The following is a 16467-nucleotide window of genomic DNA, read 5'->3' on the forward strand; positions in this document are numbered from 1 at the left end:
GTCAGTCACTGCGCACCCCGGTCCGCCCGGCCGTCCACGCACCGAGCACCGCGGTCGGGATCGCCGCGAACACCAGCAGCGCCGCGGCGTAGGGCGCGGCTGCGGCGTAGTCACTCACCGCACTGTGCCCCCACAGTCTCGTGGCGAGGGTGTCGGTCCCGGTCGGGTGCAGCAGCAGCGTCACCGGCAACTCCTTCATACAGGTCAGCAGCACCAGCGCGGCCGCAGCAGCGATGCCCGGCACCGACAGCCGTGCCGTGACAGTGGTGAACGCCCGCAACGGGTTTCGGCCCAGCGACCGCGCCACCTCTTCGAGGCGCGCCGGCGTCGACTCGATCGCGGCACGCACGGACCCTACCGCCAGCGGGATCAGCAGCACCGCATACGCCAGGATCAGCAGTGGTTCACGCTGGTAGAGCGGCCGCAAGACCAGCACGCCCAGCGACACCATCGAGATGCCGATGACGATGGCGGGCAGGCCGTGGGCGACGTAGCTCGCGCCTTCGAGCACGCGGGTCACCCGGTCGCGGTAACGCGCCGCGAGCACCCCGAGCGGCAGGGCCGCGAACGTGCACACGATCGCGGTGACGAACGACAGCCACAGCGTCGCGGTCAGCGCGTCCACCCACTGCTGGGCATCCCAGCGAGCGCCCGCCGTGAGGAGCCACCGCACCAGGATCACCGTCGGCAACCCGATCGCCGCCATCAGCACGGCGATCGGCGCCACGAGCGCGGCCGGCCACCACCGACCCAAGCGGTTGAGCGGCGCCGGACGCGGTGTGCCACCGCCGATCCGGGCCGCGGCGATGCCGCGGGCCCTGGCCTCGGCCGTCACCAGAAGCACCGCCAGCACCAGCAGCACGAGCGAGAGCACCGCGGCCCGTGAGGGATTGAACCCCGAGCGGTACGCGCCGTAGATCACCCACGTGAACGCCTCGTACCGCATGGCGGCCACGGCGCCGAAATCACTCAGCACGTACAGCGCGACCAGCAGCGCACCCGCCGTGATGGCCCCGCGGGCCTGCCGCAGCGTCACCCGGAACAGCACCGAGAACCCGCCGTGCCCGAGCGAGCGCGCGACCTCTTCCAGCGCGGGATCGACCCGCGACAGCGCGGCCATGGTCGTCAGGAACACCAGTGGATAGCTGACCAGCACCAGCACCAGGGCGGCACCCCAGAATCCGGCGACCTGCGGGTATGCCGAAACCCACAGGTACGCAAGGAGATAGCTGGGCATGGCCAGCGGCAGGGTGAGCACCACGGCCAGCACCCGTCGTCCCCGCAGATCGGTCCGTGACACCAACACGGCAAGCCCCACTCCGAGCACGACGCAGGCCGCGGTCACCAGCGCCACGAGCGCCAGCGACCGGCCCACCAGCGCGGCGGTACGCGGCTGGAAGAGCTCGTCGAACACGAAGGCCCAGCCGCGCTCGGCGGCGCGCTCCCCCAGGTACACCAGCGGCACCAGCGTCGCGAGTACGACCGCCGCGCCCGCTGCGACCAGCACCGCGGGCGCGCGCCGCCCCCCGCCGGTCGCCGAGAACGGGCGACTCAATTGGTCAGCAAGCCGGTCTCCACCAGCAGTTCCTGGGTGGCCTCGAGATCGGACAGCTGCGACAGATCCACCGCGGGCGGCTGCAGTTCACTCAGCTGCGGCATTTCGCCCGAGGGCTCGACGCCCTCGATCAACGGGTACTCCTTGGTCTCGCCCGCGAAGTACTCCTGAGCCGACTTGCCGATCAGGTACGACGCGAACGCCTGTGCGCCTTCGGGATTGGCGGCGGACTTGAGCACGCCGACACCTGCCACGTTGATCAGCCCGCCCGGGTCGCCGGGCGCCATGAACTTGTTGCGGGCCTTGACGGCCTGCTCGCCTTTGGCGTCGACCAACTCGTACAGGTAGTAGTGGTTGACCACGCCCAGCGGGATCTGCCCGGCGTCGACGGCGTCGCGCACCGCGACGTTGTTCTCGTAGGGCTGCGGGTCCTGCGCCTTGAAGGCCTCGAGCCATTGCCGCGCACCGTCGTCGCCGCGGATGACGCGCAGACCGGTCACGAACGACTGCCACGAGGCATTGCTCGGCGCGAAACCGATCTTGCCCTTCCACTCCGGCGCCAGCAGCCCGTCGATGGTGTCGGGCGGATTGGGCGCGATGTCGGGGTTGTAGACGAGGACGCGGGCCCGGCCCGAGACCCCGAGCCAGCTCTTGTCGGCCGCCGAGAAGTTCGCGGGCACCGCGGCCATCGCCTCGTCGTTGATCGGCGCGAACAGGCCTGCCTCGCTGACGGCACCGAGCGCCCCGGCGTCCTGCGACAGGAACACGTCGGCGGGCGACTTGTCCCCCTCGGTGATCAATTGGGCGGCCAGTTCTCCCGAACCCGCATACCGGGTCTCCACCTCGATGCCGGTGTCGCTGGTGAATTTCTCGATCAGCGGTGCCACCAGGTTCTCGCTGCGCCCGGAGTACACCACGATCTTGTCGGCCGAATCGGCCTCGTCGGATCCGGATCCGCACGCACCGAGGGTGAGCGCGGCAGCAGCGGCGACCGTGGCCACGACGGCCACCGATCGCACGGAGTTGACCTTGGACATGAGCGACACCAGTGACCTGCTTTCAGCTCTGATCAGCACGAATGGATGAGCTTGAAGTTACCCGAGAGAATGCTGTGAGGTAAACCTAATCTTGGTTGCGCTCCATGGGCTGGGGTCCCGAGGGCTCCCTGCGGGTGCGCGTGTTCGCCCTCGTACCCGGCCTCGCCCTCGGCAGTCGCGATAGTATTGAGCCTCACTGCATCCATTGCCATCCATCGCCGGTCCCTCTGACGGGCCGGCGCGAACGAAAGGGTTCACGTGCCGCAGGCACCGACTGAGGCCTCCGGTTCTGGACCGGTCTTCCGGGCGGAGCAGCAATCAGTCCTGAGCGCCGACACCGACGACCCCTCTCCTAGTCAGCCGGGCTATGGGCCCGGCGTCGGGTGGGTGAAGTCGCGATGAGCGACACAAATGTGTGGTTGTCCCTGCTGGCGATCCTGGCGGTGGTGCTGCTCACCTTCGGCACCGCGGTGTTCGTGGCTGCCGAGTTCTCGCTGACCGCTCTCGAACGCAGCACCGTGGAGGCGAACGCGCGCGCAGGCGACCGGCGTGACCACATGGTCCGCCACGCGCACCGCACGCTGTCCTTCCAGCTCTCCGGCGCCCAGGTGGGCATCTCGATCACCACGCTGGCCACCGGTTATCTGGCCGAACCGGTGATCGGCAAGCTGATCCACCCCGGTCTGGACGCGATCGGCATTCCCGCCAACTTCGCGGGCGGCCTGTCCTTGTTCTTCGCGGTCGTGATCGCCACGTCACTGTCGATGGTGTTCGGCGAGCTGGTGCCGAAGAACCTCGCGGTGGCGCGCCCGGTTCCGACGGCGCGCGCCGCCGCGCCGTTCCAGCTGCTGTTCTCGCTGATCTTCACACCGGTCATCCGGCTCACCAACGGCACCGCGAACTGGATCCTGCGCCGCCTGGGCATCGAACCTGCCGAGGAACTGCGTTCGGCCCGCACCGGTCAGGAACTGGCTGCGCTGGTACGCAATTCGGCGCGCAGCGGTTCGCTGGACCCGGTCACGGCACTGCTCGTGGACCGTTCGCTGCAGTTCGGTGAGCGCACGGCCGAGGAACTCATGACGCCGCGGCCCAAGATCGAGACGCTCGACGCCGACGACACCGTGGTGGACCTGATGGACGCCGCGATCCGCACCGGGTTCTCGCGGTTCCCGATCATCAAGGGCGACCTCGACGAGACCATCGGCGTCGTACACGTCAAACAGGTGTTCGCGGTGCCGCGCGACAAACGCGACCGCGTCCGGCTGGCGAGCCTGGCGCTGCCGGTCGCCAAGGTGCCCTCGACGCTCGACGGCGACGCCGTGATGACCCAGATCAGGGCCAACGGCCTGCAGACCGCGCTGGTGGTCGACGAGTACGGCGGCACCGCGGGCATGGTGACGGTCGAGGATCTCATCGAGGAGATCGTCGGCGACGTCCGCGACGAGCACGACGACGCGACGCCTGACGTCATGCCCGCGGGCAAGGGCTGGCAGGTGTCGGGCCTGCTGCGCATCGACGAGGTGGCCGCGCAGACCGGTTTCCGGGCGCCCGAGGGCGAATACGAGACCATCGGCGGGCTGGTGCTGCAGGAACTCGGCCACATCCCCGAGACGGGCGAGGCCGTGGATCTGACCGCGTTCGATCCCGACACCGATGCCGACGAGCCGACGCACTGGCTGGCGACCGTGGTGCGGATGGACGGCAGGCGCATCGACCTGCTCGAACTGACCAAGCTCGAACCCGCCGGTGAGGGTGAGCCCAATGGGTGATGTGTTCGGTGTCCTGCTGACCGTGCTGCTGCTCGCGGCCAACGCGTTCTTCGTGGCGGCCGAGTTCGCGCTGATCTCGGCGCGGCGTGACCGCCTGCAGGCGCTCGCCGAGCAGGGCAAGAAGAGCGCGATCACCGTGATCCGGGCGGGCGAGCACCTGTCGCTGATGCTGGCAGGCTCCCAGCTGGGCATCACGATCTGCTCGATCCTGCTGGGCCGCGTGGGCGAACCGGCCGTGGCGCATCTGCTGGAGAAGCCGTTCGCGCTGATCGGCGTGTCCGACACGGTGCTGCACACGGTGTCGTTCGTCGTGGCGCTGGCGGTCGTGGTGATCCTGCACGTGCTGCTGGGTGAGATGGTGCCGAAGAACATCGCGATCGCGGGTCCGGAGACCGCGGCGATGCTGCTCATCCCGCCCTATCTGCTGTACATCCGCGCCGCGCGCCCGTTCATCGCGTTCTACAACTGGTGCGCCAACGCGACGCTGCGGGCATTCGGCGTCGAACCACGCGACGAACTCGCCTCGGCGGTCTCGACCGTCGAACTGTCCGAGATGATCGCCGAATCGGTGTCGGAGGGTCTGCTCGACACCGAGGAGCACAGCAGGCTCACCCGCGCGCTGCAGACGCGGACCCGTACAGTGACCGACGTGGCGATGCCGCTCAGCGGGATCCACGCGGTCTCGGTCGCGGGCCCGGGCTGCGGGCCGACCGTCGGCGCGGTGGAACAGGCCCTCGCCGAGACCGGATACTCACGCTTCCCGGTGACCGACGCGTCCGGCACCTTCATCGGGTACCTGCACATCAAGGATGTGCTGCTGCAGGTCAACGAGCCCGACTCGGTCGTCGACCTGGCCATGGTGCGCCCCCTTCCGCAGGTGCCTGCGTCACTGCCGGTGCCCGACGCGCTGTCGCGCATGCGCCGCAGCAACAGCCACCTTGCCCTCGTGGTCGACGACAGCCTCATCGACGTGCACGGCAGCACGGCGCACACCGCGGCCGACAACACCGTCACGGCGATGGTCGCGCTCGAAGACCTCGTGGAAGACCTCGTCGGAACGGTGCGCGACGGTACGCACCGTGTCTGATGCGGTGGGCACCTCGGTGACGCGCGGGCATCCGCGTCGTCTGCTCGACGAACGTGAGTGGACCGCGGCCGAGCAGCGGCACCGCGAGCGCGTCGAGGAGTTCCTCGCGCCGCACGTGCGGCGCATGCAGCGCCGGGAGCCACATCCGGTGTGGGACTTCCTGTTCACCTACTACAGCCTGCGGCCCCGTCAGCTGCGGCGGTGGCATCCCGGGTACGGGATCGTGCTGACCGGTCCGTCGGCCGACCGGTTCCTCACCTACCCCGGTTACGGCCGCCACGACGAGGGCGCCGGTGTGACCGTCACGTGTGAGCATCTCGCCTCCCGGACGGACACTGTGCGATTCGTCGCGGCGCTCATGCGCGCCACGGCCGCGCGCACCCCGCGGCTGAACTGTTTCGGACTGCACGAGTGGGCCATGGTCTATCGCACCGATCACGTGCGGCACTCCGCGGTGCCGCTGCGGCTCAGCGCGGCGGGCACCGACGCGGTGGTCGACTCGATGCCACTGCGCTGCACGCATTTCGACGCGTTCCGCTTCTTCACCGACGCGGCGGCCCCGCGCAACGAGCGGCAGCTGACACGTGATCAGCAGATCGCCTCCGAACAGCCGGGATGTGTCCACGCGTCGATGGATCTGTACAAGTGGGCGTACAAGCTCGGCCCGCTCGTCGCGAGCGATCTGGTGGCCGACGCGCTGGAACTCGCGGTCGACGCGCGGGCGCTGGATATGCGCGCCAGCCCCTATGACCTGACAAGCTATGGTTTCGAACCGATCGCCATCGAAACACCGGCCGGACGAGCCGAGTACGTCCGCGCCCAGGGGCAGATCGCCGAACGGGCGGCCTCGATACGGGCTGCCTTGGCAAACCGATGTGAGTTGTTGCTCATCGACATGACGGTGGAAACGCCGACGTTACCGATGGGTAAGCTGGATAAACGGCAGGCGCCACCCGGCGCGGAAGAGCCGAGGGAGGAAAGCATGACCACCCACCGAGCAGCTAAGGCGGTTCGCGCATGAGTGATCGCGTTGCAGTTGGAAACCTGCGTGTGGCCAAGGTGCTGCACGACTTCATCACCAACGAGGCGCTGCCGGGTACTGGCGTAGACCCCGACAGCTTCTGGTCGGGTGTCGACAAGGTGGTCTCCGACCTGACCCCGAAGAACCAGGAACTGCTGGCGCGCCGCGACGAACTGCAGGCGCAGATCGACAAGTGGCACCGCTCGCACGTGCTCGAGCCGGTGGACCCGGTCGCCTACAAGCAGTTCCTCACCGACATCGGCTACCTGCTGCCGGAGCCCGAGGACTTCACCATCACCACCGCAGGTGTCGACGACGAGATCACCACCACCGCGGGCCCGCAGCTCGTGGTGCCGATCCTCAACGCGCGCTTCGCCCTCAACGCCGCAAACGCACGCTGGGGTTCGCTGTACGACGCGCTGTACGGCACCGACGTCATCTCCGAGGAGGACGGCGCCGAGAAGGGCACGGGGTACAACAAGATCCGTGGCGACAAGGTGATCGCCTACGCGCGCGGATTCCTCGACGAGGTCGTGCCGCTGGCCGAGGGTTCGTGGAGCGAGGCCACCGGTCTGAAAATCGACGACGGCGCACTGGAAGTCGCGCTCGGCGACGACAAGGTCACCGGACTCTCGGTGCCCGAGGCGTTCGTCGGCTACACCGGCGAACTCGGCGAGCCGCAGTGGTCGGTGCTGCTGCGCAATCACGGGCTGCACATCGAGATCCTCATCGACCCGTCCTCGCCCGTCGGCTCGACCGACTCCGCAGGCATCAAGGACGTCGTGCTGGAGTCCGCGGTCACCACGATCATGGACTTCGAGGATTCGGTCGCCGCGGTCGACGCCGACGACAAGGTGCTCGGCTACCGCAACTGGCTGGGCCTGAACCGCGGTGACCTCACCGAAGAGGTCACCAAGGGCGACAAGACCTTCACGCGTGTCCTCAACGACGACCGCGTGTTCAAGACCCCCGACGGCGAAGGTGAGCTGACCCTGCCCGGTCGCAGCCTGCTGTTCGTCCGCAACGTCGGCCACCTGATGACCAACGACGCGATCGTCGACGCCGATGGGAACGAGATCCCCGAAGGCATCCAGGACGCGTTGTTCACCAGCCTGATCGCGATGCACGGCCTCAAGGCCGGCGACCAGAACGGCCCGCTGACCAACAGCCGCACGGGTTCGATCTACATCGTCAAACCCAAGATGCACGGCCCCGACGAGGTCGCCTTCACCTGTGAGCTGTTCAGCCGCGTCGAGGACGTGCTCGGCCTGCCCGCCAACACCCTCAAGGTCGGCATCATGGATGAGGAGCGGCGCACCTCGGTCAACCTCAAGGCCTGCATCAAGGCCGCCGCCGACCGCGTGGTGTTCATCAACACCGGATTCCTCGACCGCACCGGCGACGAGATCCACACCTCGATGGAAGCCGGGCCCATGGTGCGCAAGGGCACCATGAAGAGCCAGCCCTGGATCCTGGCCTACGAGGACGCCAACGTCGACGTCGGTCTGGCCGCCGGGTTCTCCGGCAAGGCCCAGATCGGCAAGGGCATGTGGGCCATGACCGACCTGATGGCCGACATGGTCGAGCAGAAGATCGGCCAGCCCAAGGCCGGCGCCACCACCGCGTGGGTGCCCTCCCCGACTGCCGCCACGCTGCACGCGATGCACTACCACCAGGTCGACGTGTTCGCGGTGCAGTCCGAACTCGCTGGCAAGAAGCGCGGCAAGCTCGAAGACCTGCTGACCATCCCGCTGGCCGACTCGTCGCTGACGTGGTCGCCCGAGGAGATCCACGAAGAGGTCGACAACAACTGCCAGTCGATCCTGGGCTACGTGGTGCGCTGGATCGACGCCGGTGTCGGCTGTTCGAAGGTCCCCGACATCCACGACGTCGCACTCATGGAGGACCGTGCGACGCTGCGGATCTCCAGCCAACTGCTGGCCAACTGGCTGCGCCACGGTGTGATCACCGAGGAGGACGTCAAGACCAGCCTGCGGCGCATGGCGGCCGTGGTCGACGAGCAGAACGCGGGCGATCCGGCGTACCTGCCGATGGCGCCGAACCCCGACGCCAGCATCGCCTTCGCCGCCGCGCAGGAGCTGATCCTGTCGGGCACACAGCAACCCAACGGCTACACCGAACCGATCCTGCACCGGCGCCGCCGCGAGTTCAAAGCCCGCGCCGCTGCGCAGTGACTAGACTGCGGCGGGATCCGATTGAGTGACGAGTCAAGGGGTTAGGAATGGGCAGGCACAGCATTCCGGACCCCGAGGATGCGGCCGACGAGCCGGAATCCGGGTACCGACAGGGCGCAGGCGGTCAGGGTGGCCCGCCGGATCATCCGACCGAGGTGTTCGAGCGGATCGGTGATTCCGGTCCGGCAACTCCCCGTCGGCGGCACCGTTACGCCGACGAGCCGGACGAGCCCGACGAGATCGCGGACAGCGACTACACGGACTACTCGGATTCGGACTACGTCGACGAGTACGCCGACGAGTACGGCACCGAATACGACCCGGAATACGGTGACGAGTACCGGGGCGGGTACCGCGGCGGTTTTGGCAGCGAGTACGACACCGATTACTCGGACGACTACTCCGATGACTCGCCGCGTGACGAGTACGGCTACAGCACCGCTTCGGGTCATGCCCCGCGTCGTCGCGGCCGTGACGACCTGTCCGTCGACGACGAGGACGCCGAGACCACCAAGCTGAGCGCGGCGGGCGGCACGCCGCCCCCGCCGCCACGTTCGCGCCGCAGCCGCAGCGCCGACGGGGACAGCGAGTGGACCGGCAGCCACCGTGCCGTGGAGTCGCGGCGCCGCGGCGTCAGCGTCGGCGTGATCGTCGCACTGGTGTCCGTGGTCGTCCTGGTGGCGGCGGTGATCGTGTGGAAGTTCGTCGGCGACGCCCTTTCCGACCGCAGCGACGCCGCGGCCGCGCGGTGCGTCGCGGGCGAGATCGGCGTACCGGTGATCGCCGACCCGACCATCTCGACGCACATCGAGTCGTTGGCCAACAAGTACAACCAGTCGGCCAGCCCGGTCGGCGACAAATGCGTCAAGGTGCGCGTGCAGTCCGCCGAATCCGACCGCGTGGTGAGCGGTTTCGCCAACTCCTGGCCGTCGGAGCTGGGTGACCGGCCAGCCCTGTGGATCCCGTCGAGCTCGATCGGCTCGGCCCGGCTTGAGGCCACCGCGGGGTCCGAGACCGTCAGCGACAGCCGGTCGCTGGTCACCTCGCCGGTAGTTCTCGCGACCTCACCCGAGTTGAAGACCGCGCTGGGACAACAGAACTGGCAGAAGCTGCCCGAGCTGCAGAGCAGCCCGACCGCCATGGACGGTCTGCGCCTGCCCAACTGGGGCACGCTGAAACTCGCGCTTCCCAAGCTGGACAACGGTGACACTGCGTATCTGGTCGCCGAGGCCGTCGCGGTCACGTCGGCGCCCTCGGGGGCGCCGCCCACCGCGGGCATGGGCGCGGTGAGCACGCTGCTGAACGGTCAGCCCAAACTCGACGACGCCGAGCTGTCGACCGCATTCGACGCCATGCTCGACGCGTCGGATTCGGCGGCCGCGCCCGTGCACGCCGTCGCGACCACCGAGCAGCAGCTGTTCCAGCGGGCGACGACACTCGACGACGCGGGCTCGAAGCTCGCGGGCTGGCTCCCACAGGGGCCCGCGGCCGTCGCCGACTACCCGACGGTGCTGCTGGCGGGCAGCTGGCTGGAGCAGGAACAGGTCACCGCCGCCAGTGAGTTCGCCCGGTATCTGCGCAAGCCCGAGCAGCTTGCCGAACTCGCCAAGGCCGGGTTCCGCGCCGAGGATGCGACGTCGCCCGACAGCGACGTGACCGATTTCGGTCCGATCGCCAACCCGGTGTCGATCGCCGACGAGTCGACGCGGGTCACGCTCGCCAACGCGACCGCGGCGCCGGTGTCGAGCCCCGCCGTGACGATCATGCTCGACCGGTCGATGCCCACCGACGAGGGTGGCAGGTCGCGGCTGCAGAACGTGGTCGAGGCGCTCACCAACCGGCTCAAGGCACTTCCGGTGACCTCCGAGGTGGGGCTGTGGACCTTCGACGGCACCGAGGGCCGCTCCGAGGTGTCGATGGGCCCGATGGCCGAACCGGTCGACGGCAGGGCCCGCTCCGAGGTGCTCAACTCCACGCTGGAGGACCAGTCGGCAGCCGGTGGCGGCGCGGTGTCGTTCACGACGCTGCGGCTGGTCTACAACGAGGCGAAGGCCAATTTCGTGGAAGGCCGCGGCAATTCGGTTCTGGTGATCACCACCGGGCCGCACACCGACCGCAGCCTCGACGGCCCGGGGCTGCAGGAGTTCATCCGCAGCAATTTCGATCCGGCGCGCCCGATCGCGGTCAACGTCATCGACTTCGGTGACGATTCCGACCGCGAGACGTGGGAGGCGGTCGCGCAGGCCAGCGGCGGCGACTACGTGAACCTGCCGACGTCCACCGCGCCCGAACTCGTCACGTCCGTCGCGACGATGCTGGGCTGAGCACCCGGATCGTTCCGGCCGCCCCGCCACATCGGTGTGAGGTGACGGGGCCGGCCTGACGGACGATCAGGCGAACGCCTCCACCGGCGGGCACGAGCACACCAGGTTGCGGTCGCCGTAGGCACCGTCGATGCGGCGCACGGGCGGCCACACCTTGGGACGCCAGCCCTTTCCGAGCGGGTAGGCCGCCTCTTCGCGGGTGTAGGGACGGTTCCAGTCGGCGACCAGCAGGCAGTCGGCGGTGTGCGGCGCGCCGCGCAGCGGGTTGTCATCGACAGGCCACTCCCCCGAGCCCACGCGGTCGATCTCGCCGCGGATCGCGATCATGGCGTCGCAGAACGCGTCGACCTCGGCAAGGCTCTCGCTCTCGGTGGGCTCGACCATCAGCGTGCCCGACACCGGGAAGCTCATGGTGGGAGCGTGGAAACCGAAGTCCGCCAACCGCTTCGCCACGTCGTCGACCGTCACGCCGGTGGCCTTGGTGATGCCGCGCAGGTCCAGGATGCACTCGTGGGCGACCATGCCGTTCTCGCCCGTGTACAGCACCGGGAAGTACTCGTCGAGACGCCGCGCGACGTAGTTGGCCGACGCGATTGCGGTCAGTGTGGCCGCGCGCAGGCCGTCGGCGCCCATCATGCGGATGTACATCCACGTGATGGGCAAAATCGACGCCGAACCGTACGGCGCGGCCGACACGGTGTGGTCGTCGGACAGTTCGTCGGCGAGCGGATGTCCGGGCAGGTACGGCGCGAGGTGGGCACGCACCGCCACCGGGCCGACGCCGGGGCCACCGCCGCCGTGCGGGATGCAGAACGTCTTGTGCAGGTTCAGGTGGCTGACGTCGCCACCGAAGCGTCCGGGGCGGGCCAGGCCCACCAGCGCGTTGAGGTTGGCGCCGTCGACGTACACCTGACCGCCCACGTCGTGCACCGCCGCGCAGATGTCGGCGACGTCGTGCTCGTAGACACCGTGCGTCGACGGGTACGTGATCATCAGCGCCGCAATGCGATCCGCGTGTTCTTTGACCTTGGTGCGCAGATCGTCGAGGTCGACGTCGCCGTTCTCACGGCATGCCACGACCACCACGCGCATACCGGCCAGCGCGGCCGAGGCCGCGTTGGTGCCGTGCGCGCTCGACGGGATCAGGCAGATGTCGCGGTCGGCGTCACCACGCGCCTCGTGGTAGGCCTTGATGGCCAGCAGGCCCGCGTACTCGCCCTGCGAACCCGCGTTGGGCTGCAGCGACACCTCGTCGTATCCGGTGATCGCGGTGAGCCAGGACTGCAGATCGGCGATCAGCTTGCGCAGGCCGGGCGTGTCGGAGGCGGGCGCGAACGGGTGCTGGCGCGAGAACTCGGTCCACGTGATCGGTTCCATCTCGGCGGCCGCGTTGAGCTTCATGGTGCACGAACCCAGGGGGATCATGCTGCGGTCCAGTGCGATGTCCTTGTCGGCCAGCGACCGCAGGTACCGCATCATCTCGGTTTCGGTGCGGTAGCGGTGAAATGCCGGGTGGGTGAGGAATTCCGAGGTGCGCGTGGCGATGTCGGTGCCCGCGCCGTCGGTTCGCGTGGCGCCGAACGCCTCGATGACGGCGTCGATGTGCGCATCGGTGGTGGCCTCGTCGCACGAGACCGACACGTGGTCGTCGTCGACGCGCCAGAGGTTGATGTTCTTCGCCTTCGCGGCCGCGACCACCTCGTCGGCGCGGCCGGGCACGCGGACCAGCACGGTGTCGAAGAACTTGTCGTGCACCACCGCGTCACCGAGCGCGGATGCGATGGCGTCGGCATGGGCGTGCACGCGGCGCGCGATCGCGGTGAGGCCGGGGGCGCCGTGGTAGCTCGCGTACATCGCGGCGATCACCGCGAGCAGGACCTGCGCGGTGCAGATGTTGCTGGTGGCCTTGTCGCGGCGGATGTGCTGTTCGCGGGTCTGCAGCGCCAGCCGGTACGCGGGCGAGCCGTCGCTGTCGACCGAGACGCCGACGAGGCGTCCCGGCAACTGGCGGGCGTGGTTGGCGTGCACCGCGAGGTAACCGGCGTGCGGACCGCCGAATCCCATTGGCACACCGAACCTCTGGGTGGTGCCGAAGGCGACGTCGGCGCCGATCTCACCGGGCGGGGTGATCAGCGTCAGCGCCAACAGGTCCGCACCGACGGCCACGAGCGCCTTGCGCTCGTGGGCCTGTTCGATCAGCGGTGCCCAGTCGACGACGGCACCGCTCGCGCCGGGGAGCTGCACGACGACGCCGAAGAACTCACCGTCGGGCAGGCCCTTGCTCAGGTCGGCGGTGACGATCTCGATGCCCAGCGGCCTGGCACGGGTCGCGAGCACCGCCGCCGTCTGCGCGTACACGTCGGTGTCGACCAGCAGGCGGTTCACCTTGCTCCTGGTGGCGCGGTGCATGAGCGTCATGGCCTCGGCGGCCGCGGTGCCCTCGTCGAGCATCGATGCGTTGGCGACCTCGAGGCCGGTCAGATCGCACACCATGGTCTGGAAATTGAGCAGCGCCTCGAGCCGGCCCTGGCTGATCTCGGGCTGGTACGGCGTATAAGCCGTGTACCAGGCCGGATTCTCGAGGATGTTGCGCCGCAGCACCGCGGGCGTGAGCGTGTCGAAGTAGCCCTGACCGATCATCGACACGGCCACGGTGTTGGTGTCGGCCAGCGCGCGCAGCTCGGCGAGCGCCTCCTCCTCCGTCGCGGCAGGCGGAAGCTCGGCGAGCCCGGGCGCGCGACCCGCGGCGTCGAGCGCGTCGAGGATCCCGGTGGGCAGGGCCTTGGCGGCCAGCTCGTCGAGCGAGGACACACCGATCACGTCGAGCATGGTGGCGACGGCAGATTCGTCCGGGCCGATGTGACGGTCGACGAACTGCGGGTTACGCGCTTGTGGCTGGTCGGACACGTGATCTCCCTGTGGGCACGCGGCTCGGCCGCAGGGGTCGAGGCGCAGACGTACGTACTGGTCGTACTACTGTCCCTCTCCCTCTGTCGTCGACCCGATCGGGCGCCTGAGAGATTCGGCCCACGACCGTGCGAGCCTTTCCCCATGGGCGGGCGCCTGCCGGCGCCGCTTTCCAGAGGCATCGTGGCCTGGTGCGGTCCTGGGTGCCTGAGAGGTTGACGGAGAGGTGTTGCTCCTTCGGCGCCCGTGACTGGCGATCACGGAACTCTCCCGCACAGGTCGATGCGCTGCAAATTCTACCGCTCGACCCGGGATGTGGTGAGTCGGTGCGTTCAGCCGATCTTGCGGTCGCGGCTCTTGCGACGCGACGCCAGCTCGTCCTCGGGCGCCGCTATCGCCTCGCCGCCATCGGCGCGCTCGCTCGGGAAGTCGGCGATGACGCCGGTCAGCTCGCGCATGGCGCCCGACACCGCGATGCCGAACACGCCCTGGCCGCCCTGCAGGAGGTCGACGACCTCTTCGGCCGACGTGCACTCGTAGACGGTCGTGCCGTCGGAGAACAGCGTGATGTTGGCGAGGTCCTGCACACCGCGCTGGCGTAGGTGGTCGACCGCGACGCGGATGTTGTGCAGCGAGATACCGGTGTCCAGCAGACGCTTGACGATCTTGAGGACCAGGATGTCCTTGAACGAGTAGAGCCGCTGGCTGCCCGAACCCGCCGCGCTGCGGATGGACGGCACCACCAGCGAGGTGCGGGCCCAGTAATCCAACTGCCGGTAGGTGATGCCTGCGATCTGGCACGCGCTGGGACCGCGGTAACCGACGAGTTCGTCGGGCACGGAGTCGTCGGGGAACAACCCTGCCTGCACGGGTTCGCTGGACGGCCTGACAGGTGGCTCTGCCCCAGTGGTCAGATCCAACTCTCCCTGCCGTGGCGTGTCACCCACTGTGAATCCTCTCGCCGATCGAACTCGTCCGCCGTCTGTCGCAGCAACTCGCTCCTGCGACGGTCCGCCCCAAGCCCGAATGTGTCGAGCATACGCTTCCCGCCGGGTCCTGACTGCTGGCTGCTGTGAAAAGTATGGCTGCCGAAATCCCCCTCGGATGCCACCACAACCGCGTGTCGAACGCGATAGTCCCAGTTGAGACGCTTCCGTGACCTACCCGGCACTACAGCGAAATCCGTCGGAACCCGCTACCTCAGGTGGCCTTGAAATCGTCCGGCGACACGCTGTCGAGGAACTCCTTGAACTTCTCCACCTCGTCCTCGCGAACGGTGCCGGACTCTTCCTCGTCGTTCTCGTCGGGGATCAGCAGGCCGGCCTCGGCCAGCACCGCCTCTTCCACGTAGATCGGGACGCCGACGCGCAGCGCGATCGCCACCGAATCCGACGGCCGTGCCGACACCTTGATGTCGCGGTCGAAGATCAGGTCGGCGTAGAACGTGCCTTCCTGCAGATCGACGATGCGCACCTCTTTGAGCGAATGTCCCAGTGCCGCAATGAGATCTCGGATCAGATCGTGCGTCAACGGCCGGGCGGGTTCGACGCCCTGCTGTTCCAGCGCGATCGCGGCCGCCTCCGACTGCCCGATCCAAATCGGCAGGTAACGGTCGCCGTTGGATTCGCGCAGCAGCAGTACCGGCTGGTTCTGCGGCTGTTCCACACGAATGCCGACCACCCGAACCTCAGCCATCTGTGCCTACCCTCCGCACCGCTGTGCTGTATCGTCCGTGCCTTCGAGAGCGACCTGTCATCACGACCGAGCCGCCGAAATCGAGTCTAATCCTCAGCGATCCAGAACGTCGCGTACGGCCGACTTGATCAGCGACGTGTGAAGCGTGATCGCCAGCGCCGCGACCTCGCGGGCCAGATCGTCGGCGCGGTCACGCGCACCGGCCTTGCCCGCCTTGACCACCGGTCCGGCGATCTGCGCGATGAGATCGGACTGCCGGTCGGCCGCGGAGCGGAACGCGCGCAGGTGCCGGGGTTCGACGCCGTATTCCTCGAGCGCCTTGGCGCACTGGGCGATCACCACCGAATGCTCGTCGAACAGACCGCCCTTGCCCGGTGTGATCACGCCGTTCTTGATCAGCGCGCCCAACAGCGTCTCGTCGACGCCCGAGCGCTGGAGCAGATCCTCGCGCGTGAGCCGGATCTGTGTGGGCGCCATGCCCGACGCGGCCCGTGACACGCCGTCGGCCGTGGTGGTGCCGCCGTCGGCACCACCGTCACCGACGGGTACCAGCCGCGGCACCGCGTAGGCGGATCCGGTCTGGGGCAGTTCACCGTCGGGCAGCGCGTCGAGTTGCGCCTTGATGACTTTGAGCGGCAGGTACTGATCGCGTTGCGCGGTGAGGATGAACCGCAGCCGGGCACAGTCGTAGGCGGTGAACCGCCGGTACCCCGAAGCGGTGCGCTCCGGGGTCACCAGACCTTCGGCCTCCAGGAACCGGATCTTGGAGATGGTCACGTCCGGGAAGTCGGACCGGAGCAGGTCGAGGACCGCACCGATCGACATCCCGGCTGGTGCTGATCTGTCCGGATGGGTCATCGGCTGTTCGCGCAGGCGC

At 68.5% G+C, this 16467-nt stretch carries 11 protein-coding genes and 2 riboswitches; of the genes, 5 read left to right on the forward strand and 6 right to left on the reverse strand.

Going from position 1 to position 16467, the window contains the following annotated elements; all coding sequences use genetic code 11:
• Position 1: 1 nt before the first annotated feature.
• Both AT701_RS18135 and AT701_RS18140 read right to left on the reverse strand, forming a co-directional pair.
• Complete coding sequence (locus AT701_RS18135; RefSeq protein ID WP_014877768.1) at positions 2 to 1555, reverse strand: ABC transporter permease; 1554 nt, start codon at positions 1553 to 1555, stop codon at positions 2 to 4.
• Positions 1552 to 2592: an iron ABC transporter substrate-binding protein gene (locus AT701_RS18140; RefSeq protein ID WP_014877769.1), complete on the reverse strand. Its 1041-nt coding sequence runs from the start codon at positions 2590 to 2592 to the stop codon at positions 1552 to 1554. The genes AT701_RS18135 and AT701_RS18140 overlap by 4 nt, the downstream gene beginning before the upstream one ends.
• Positions 2593 to 2990: 398 nt before the next feature.
• On the opposite strand from AT701_RS18140, the gene AT701_RS18145 reads away from it, so the two are divergent.
• From AT701_RS18145 to AT701_RS18165, 5 genes are read left to right on the forward strand one after another with little or no spacing between them, the layout of a single operon-like run.
• Positions 2991 to 4361 (forward strand): hemolysin family protein, encoded by a 1371-nt coding sequence (locus tag AT701_RS18145; RefSeq protein WP_014877770.1) that lies wholly within the window; start codon positions 2991 to 2993, stop codon positions 4359 to 4361.
• A complete protein-coding gene (locus AT701_RS18150) occupies positions 4354 to 5448 on the forward strand; it encodes a hemolysin family protein (protein ID WP_003895093.1) in 1095 nt (364 codons plus the stop codon). The genes AT701_RS18145 and AT701_RS18150 overlap by 8 nt, the downstream gene beginning before the upstream one ends.
• The gene (locus AT701_RS18155; protein WP_011729223.1) at positions 5441 to 6469 is read left to right on the forward strand and encodes a hypothetical protein; all 1029 of its coding nucleotides are present in this window, start codon (positions 5441 to 5443) and stop codon (positions 6467 to 6469) included. The genes AT701_RS18150 and AT701_RS18155 overlap by 8 nt, the downstream gene beginning before the upstream one ends.
• Positions 6466 to 8664 carry a malate synthase G gene (locus tag AT701_RS18160; RefSeq protein ID WP_014877772.1) on the forward strand — a complete coding sequence of 733 codons (2199 nt, stop codon included), beginning with the start codon at positions 6466 to 6468 and terminating at the stop codon, positions 8662 to 8664. Before AT701_RS18155 ends, AT701_RS18160 begins: the two co-directional genes overlap by 4 nt.
• A gap of 47 nt (positions 8665 to 8711) precedes the next feature.
• Positions 8712 to 10988 (forward strand): vWA domain-containing protein, encoded by a 2277-nt coding sequence (locus AT701_RS18165; protein WP_058126351.1) that lies wholly within the window; start codon positions 8712 to 8714, stop codon positions 10986 to 10988.
• Between the two features lie 66 nt (positions 10989 to 11054).
• On the opposite strand, the gene gcvP is transcribed toward AT701_RS18165, so the two are convergent.
• From gcvP to ftsR, 4 genes are all read right to left on the reverse strand, one after another.
• Positions 11055 to 13895, reverse strand: a complete 2841-nt coding sequence (gene gcvP / locus AT701_RS18170; protein ID WP_058126352.1) for an aminomethyl-transferring glycine dehydrogenase — start codon at positions 13893 to 13895, stop codon at positions 11055 to 11057.
• A gap of 73 nt (positions 13896 to 13968) precedes the next feature.
• Positions 13969 to 14077: riboswitch (glycine riboswitch) on the reverse strand.
• A gap of 2 nt (positions 14078 to 14079) precedes the next feature.
• Positions 14080 to 14178: riboswitch (glycine riboswitch) on the reverse strand.
• Positions 14179 to 14227: 49 nt separating this feature from the next.
• Positions 14228 to 14842 carry a MerR family transcriptional regulator gene (locus tag AT701_RS18180; RefSeq protein ID WP_014877773.1) on the reverse strand — a complete coding sequence of 205 codons (615 nt, stop codon included), beginning with the start codon at positions 14840 to 14842 and terminating at the stop codon, positions 14228 to 14230.
• 253 nt (positions 14843 to 15095) lie between these two features.
• On the reverse strand, positions 15096 to 15590 hold the full coding sequence (locus AT701_RS18185) for a bifunctional nuclease family protein (RefSeq protein WP_003895101.1): 495 nt from the start codon (positions 15588 to 15590) through the stop codon (positions 15096 to 15098).
• A gap of 93 nt (positions 15591 to 15683) precedes the next feature.
• Positions 15684 to 16448: a transcriptional regulator FtsR gene (gene ftsR, locus AT701_RS18190; RefSeq protein ID WP_011729229.1), complete on the reverse strand. Its 765-nt coding sequence runs from the start codon at positions 16446 to 16448 to the stop codon at positions 15684 to 15686.
• Positions 16449 to 16467 lie beyond the last annotated feature (19 nt).

It is taken from the genome of Mycolicibacterium smegmatis (assembly GCF_001457595.1).
GTDB classification, from domain to species: Bacteria; Actinomycetota; Actinomycetes; order Mycobacteriales; family Mycobacteriaceae; genus Mycobacterium; species Mycobacterium smegmatis.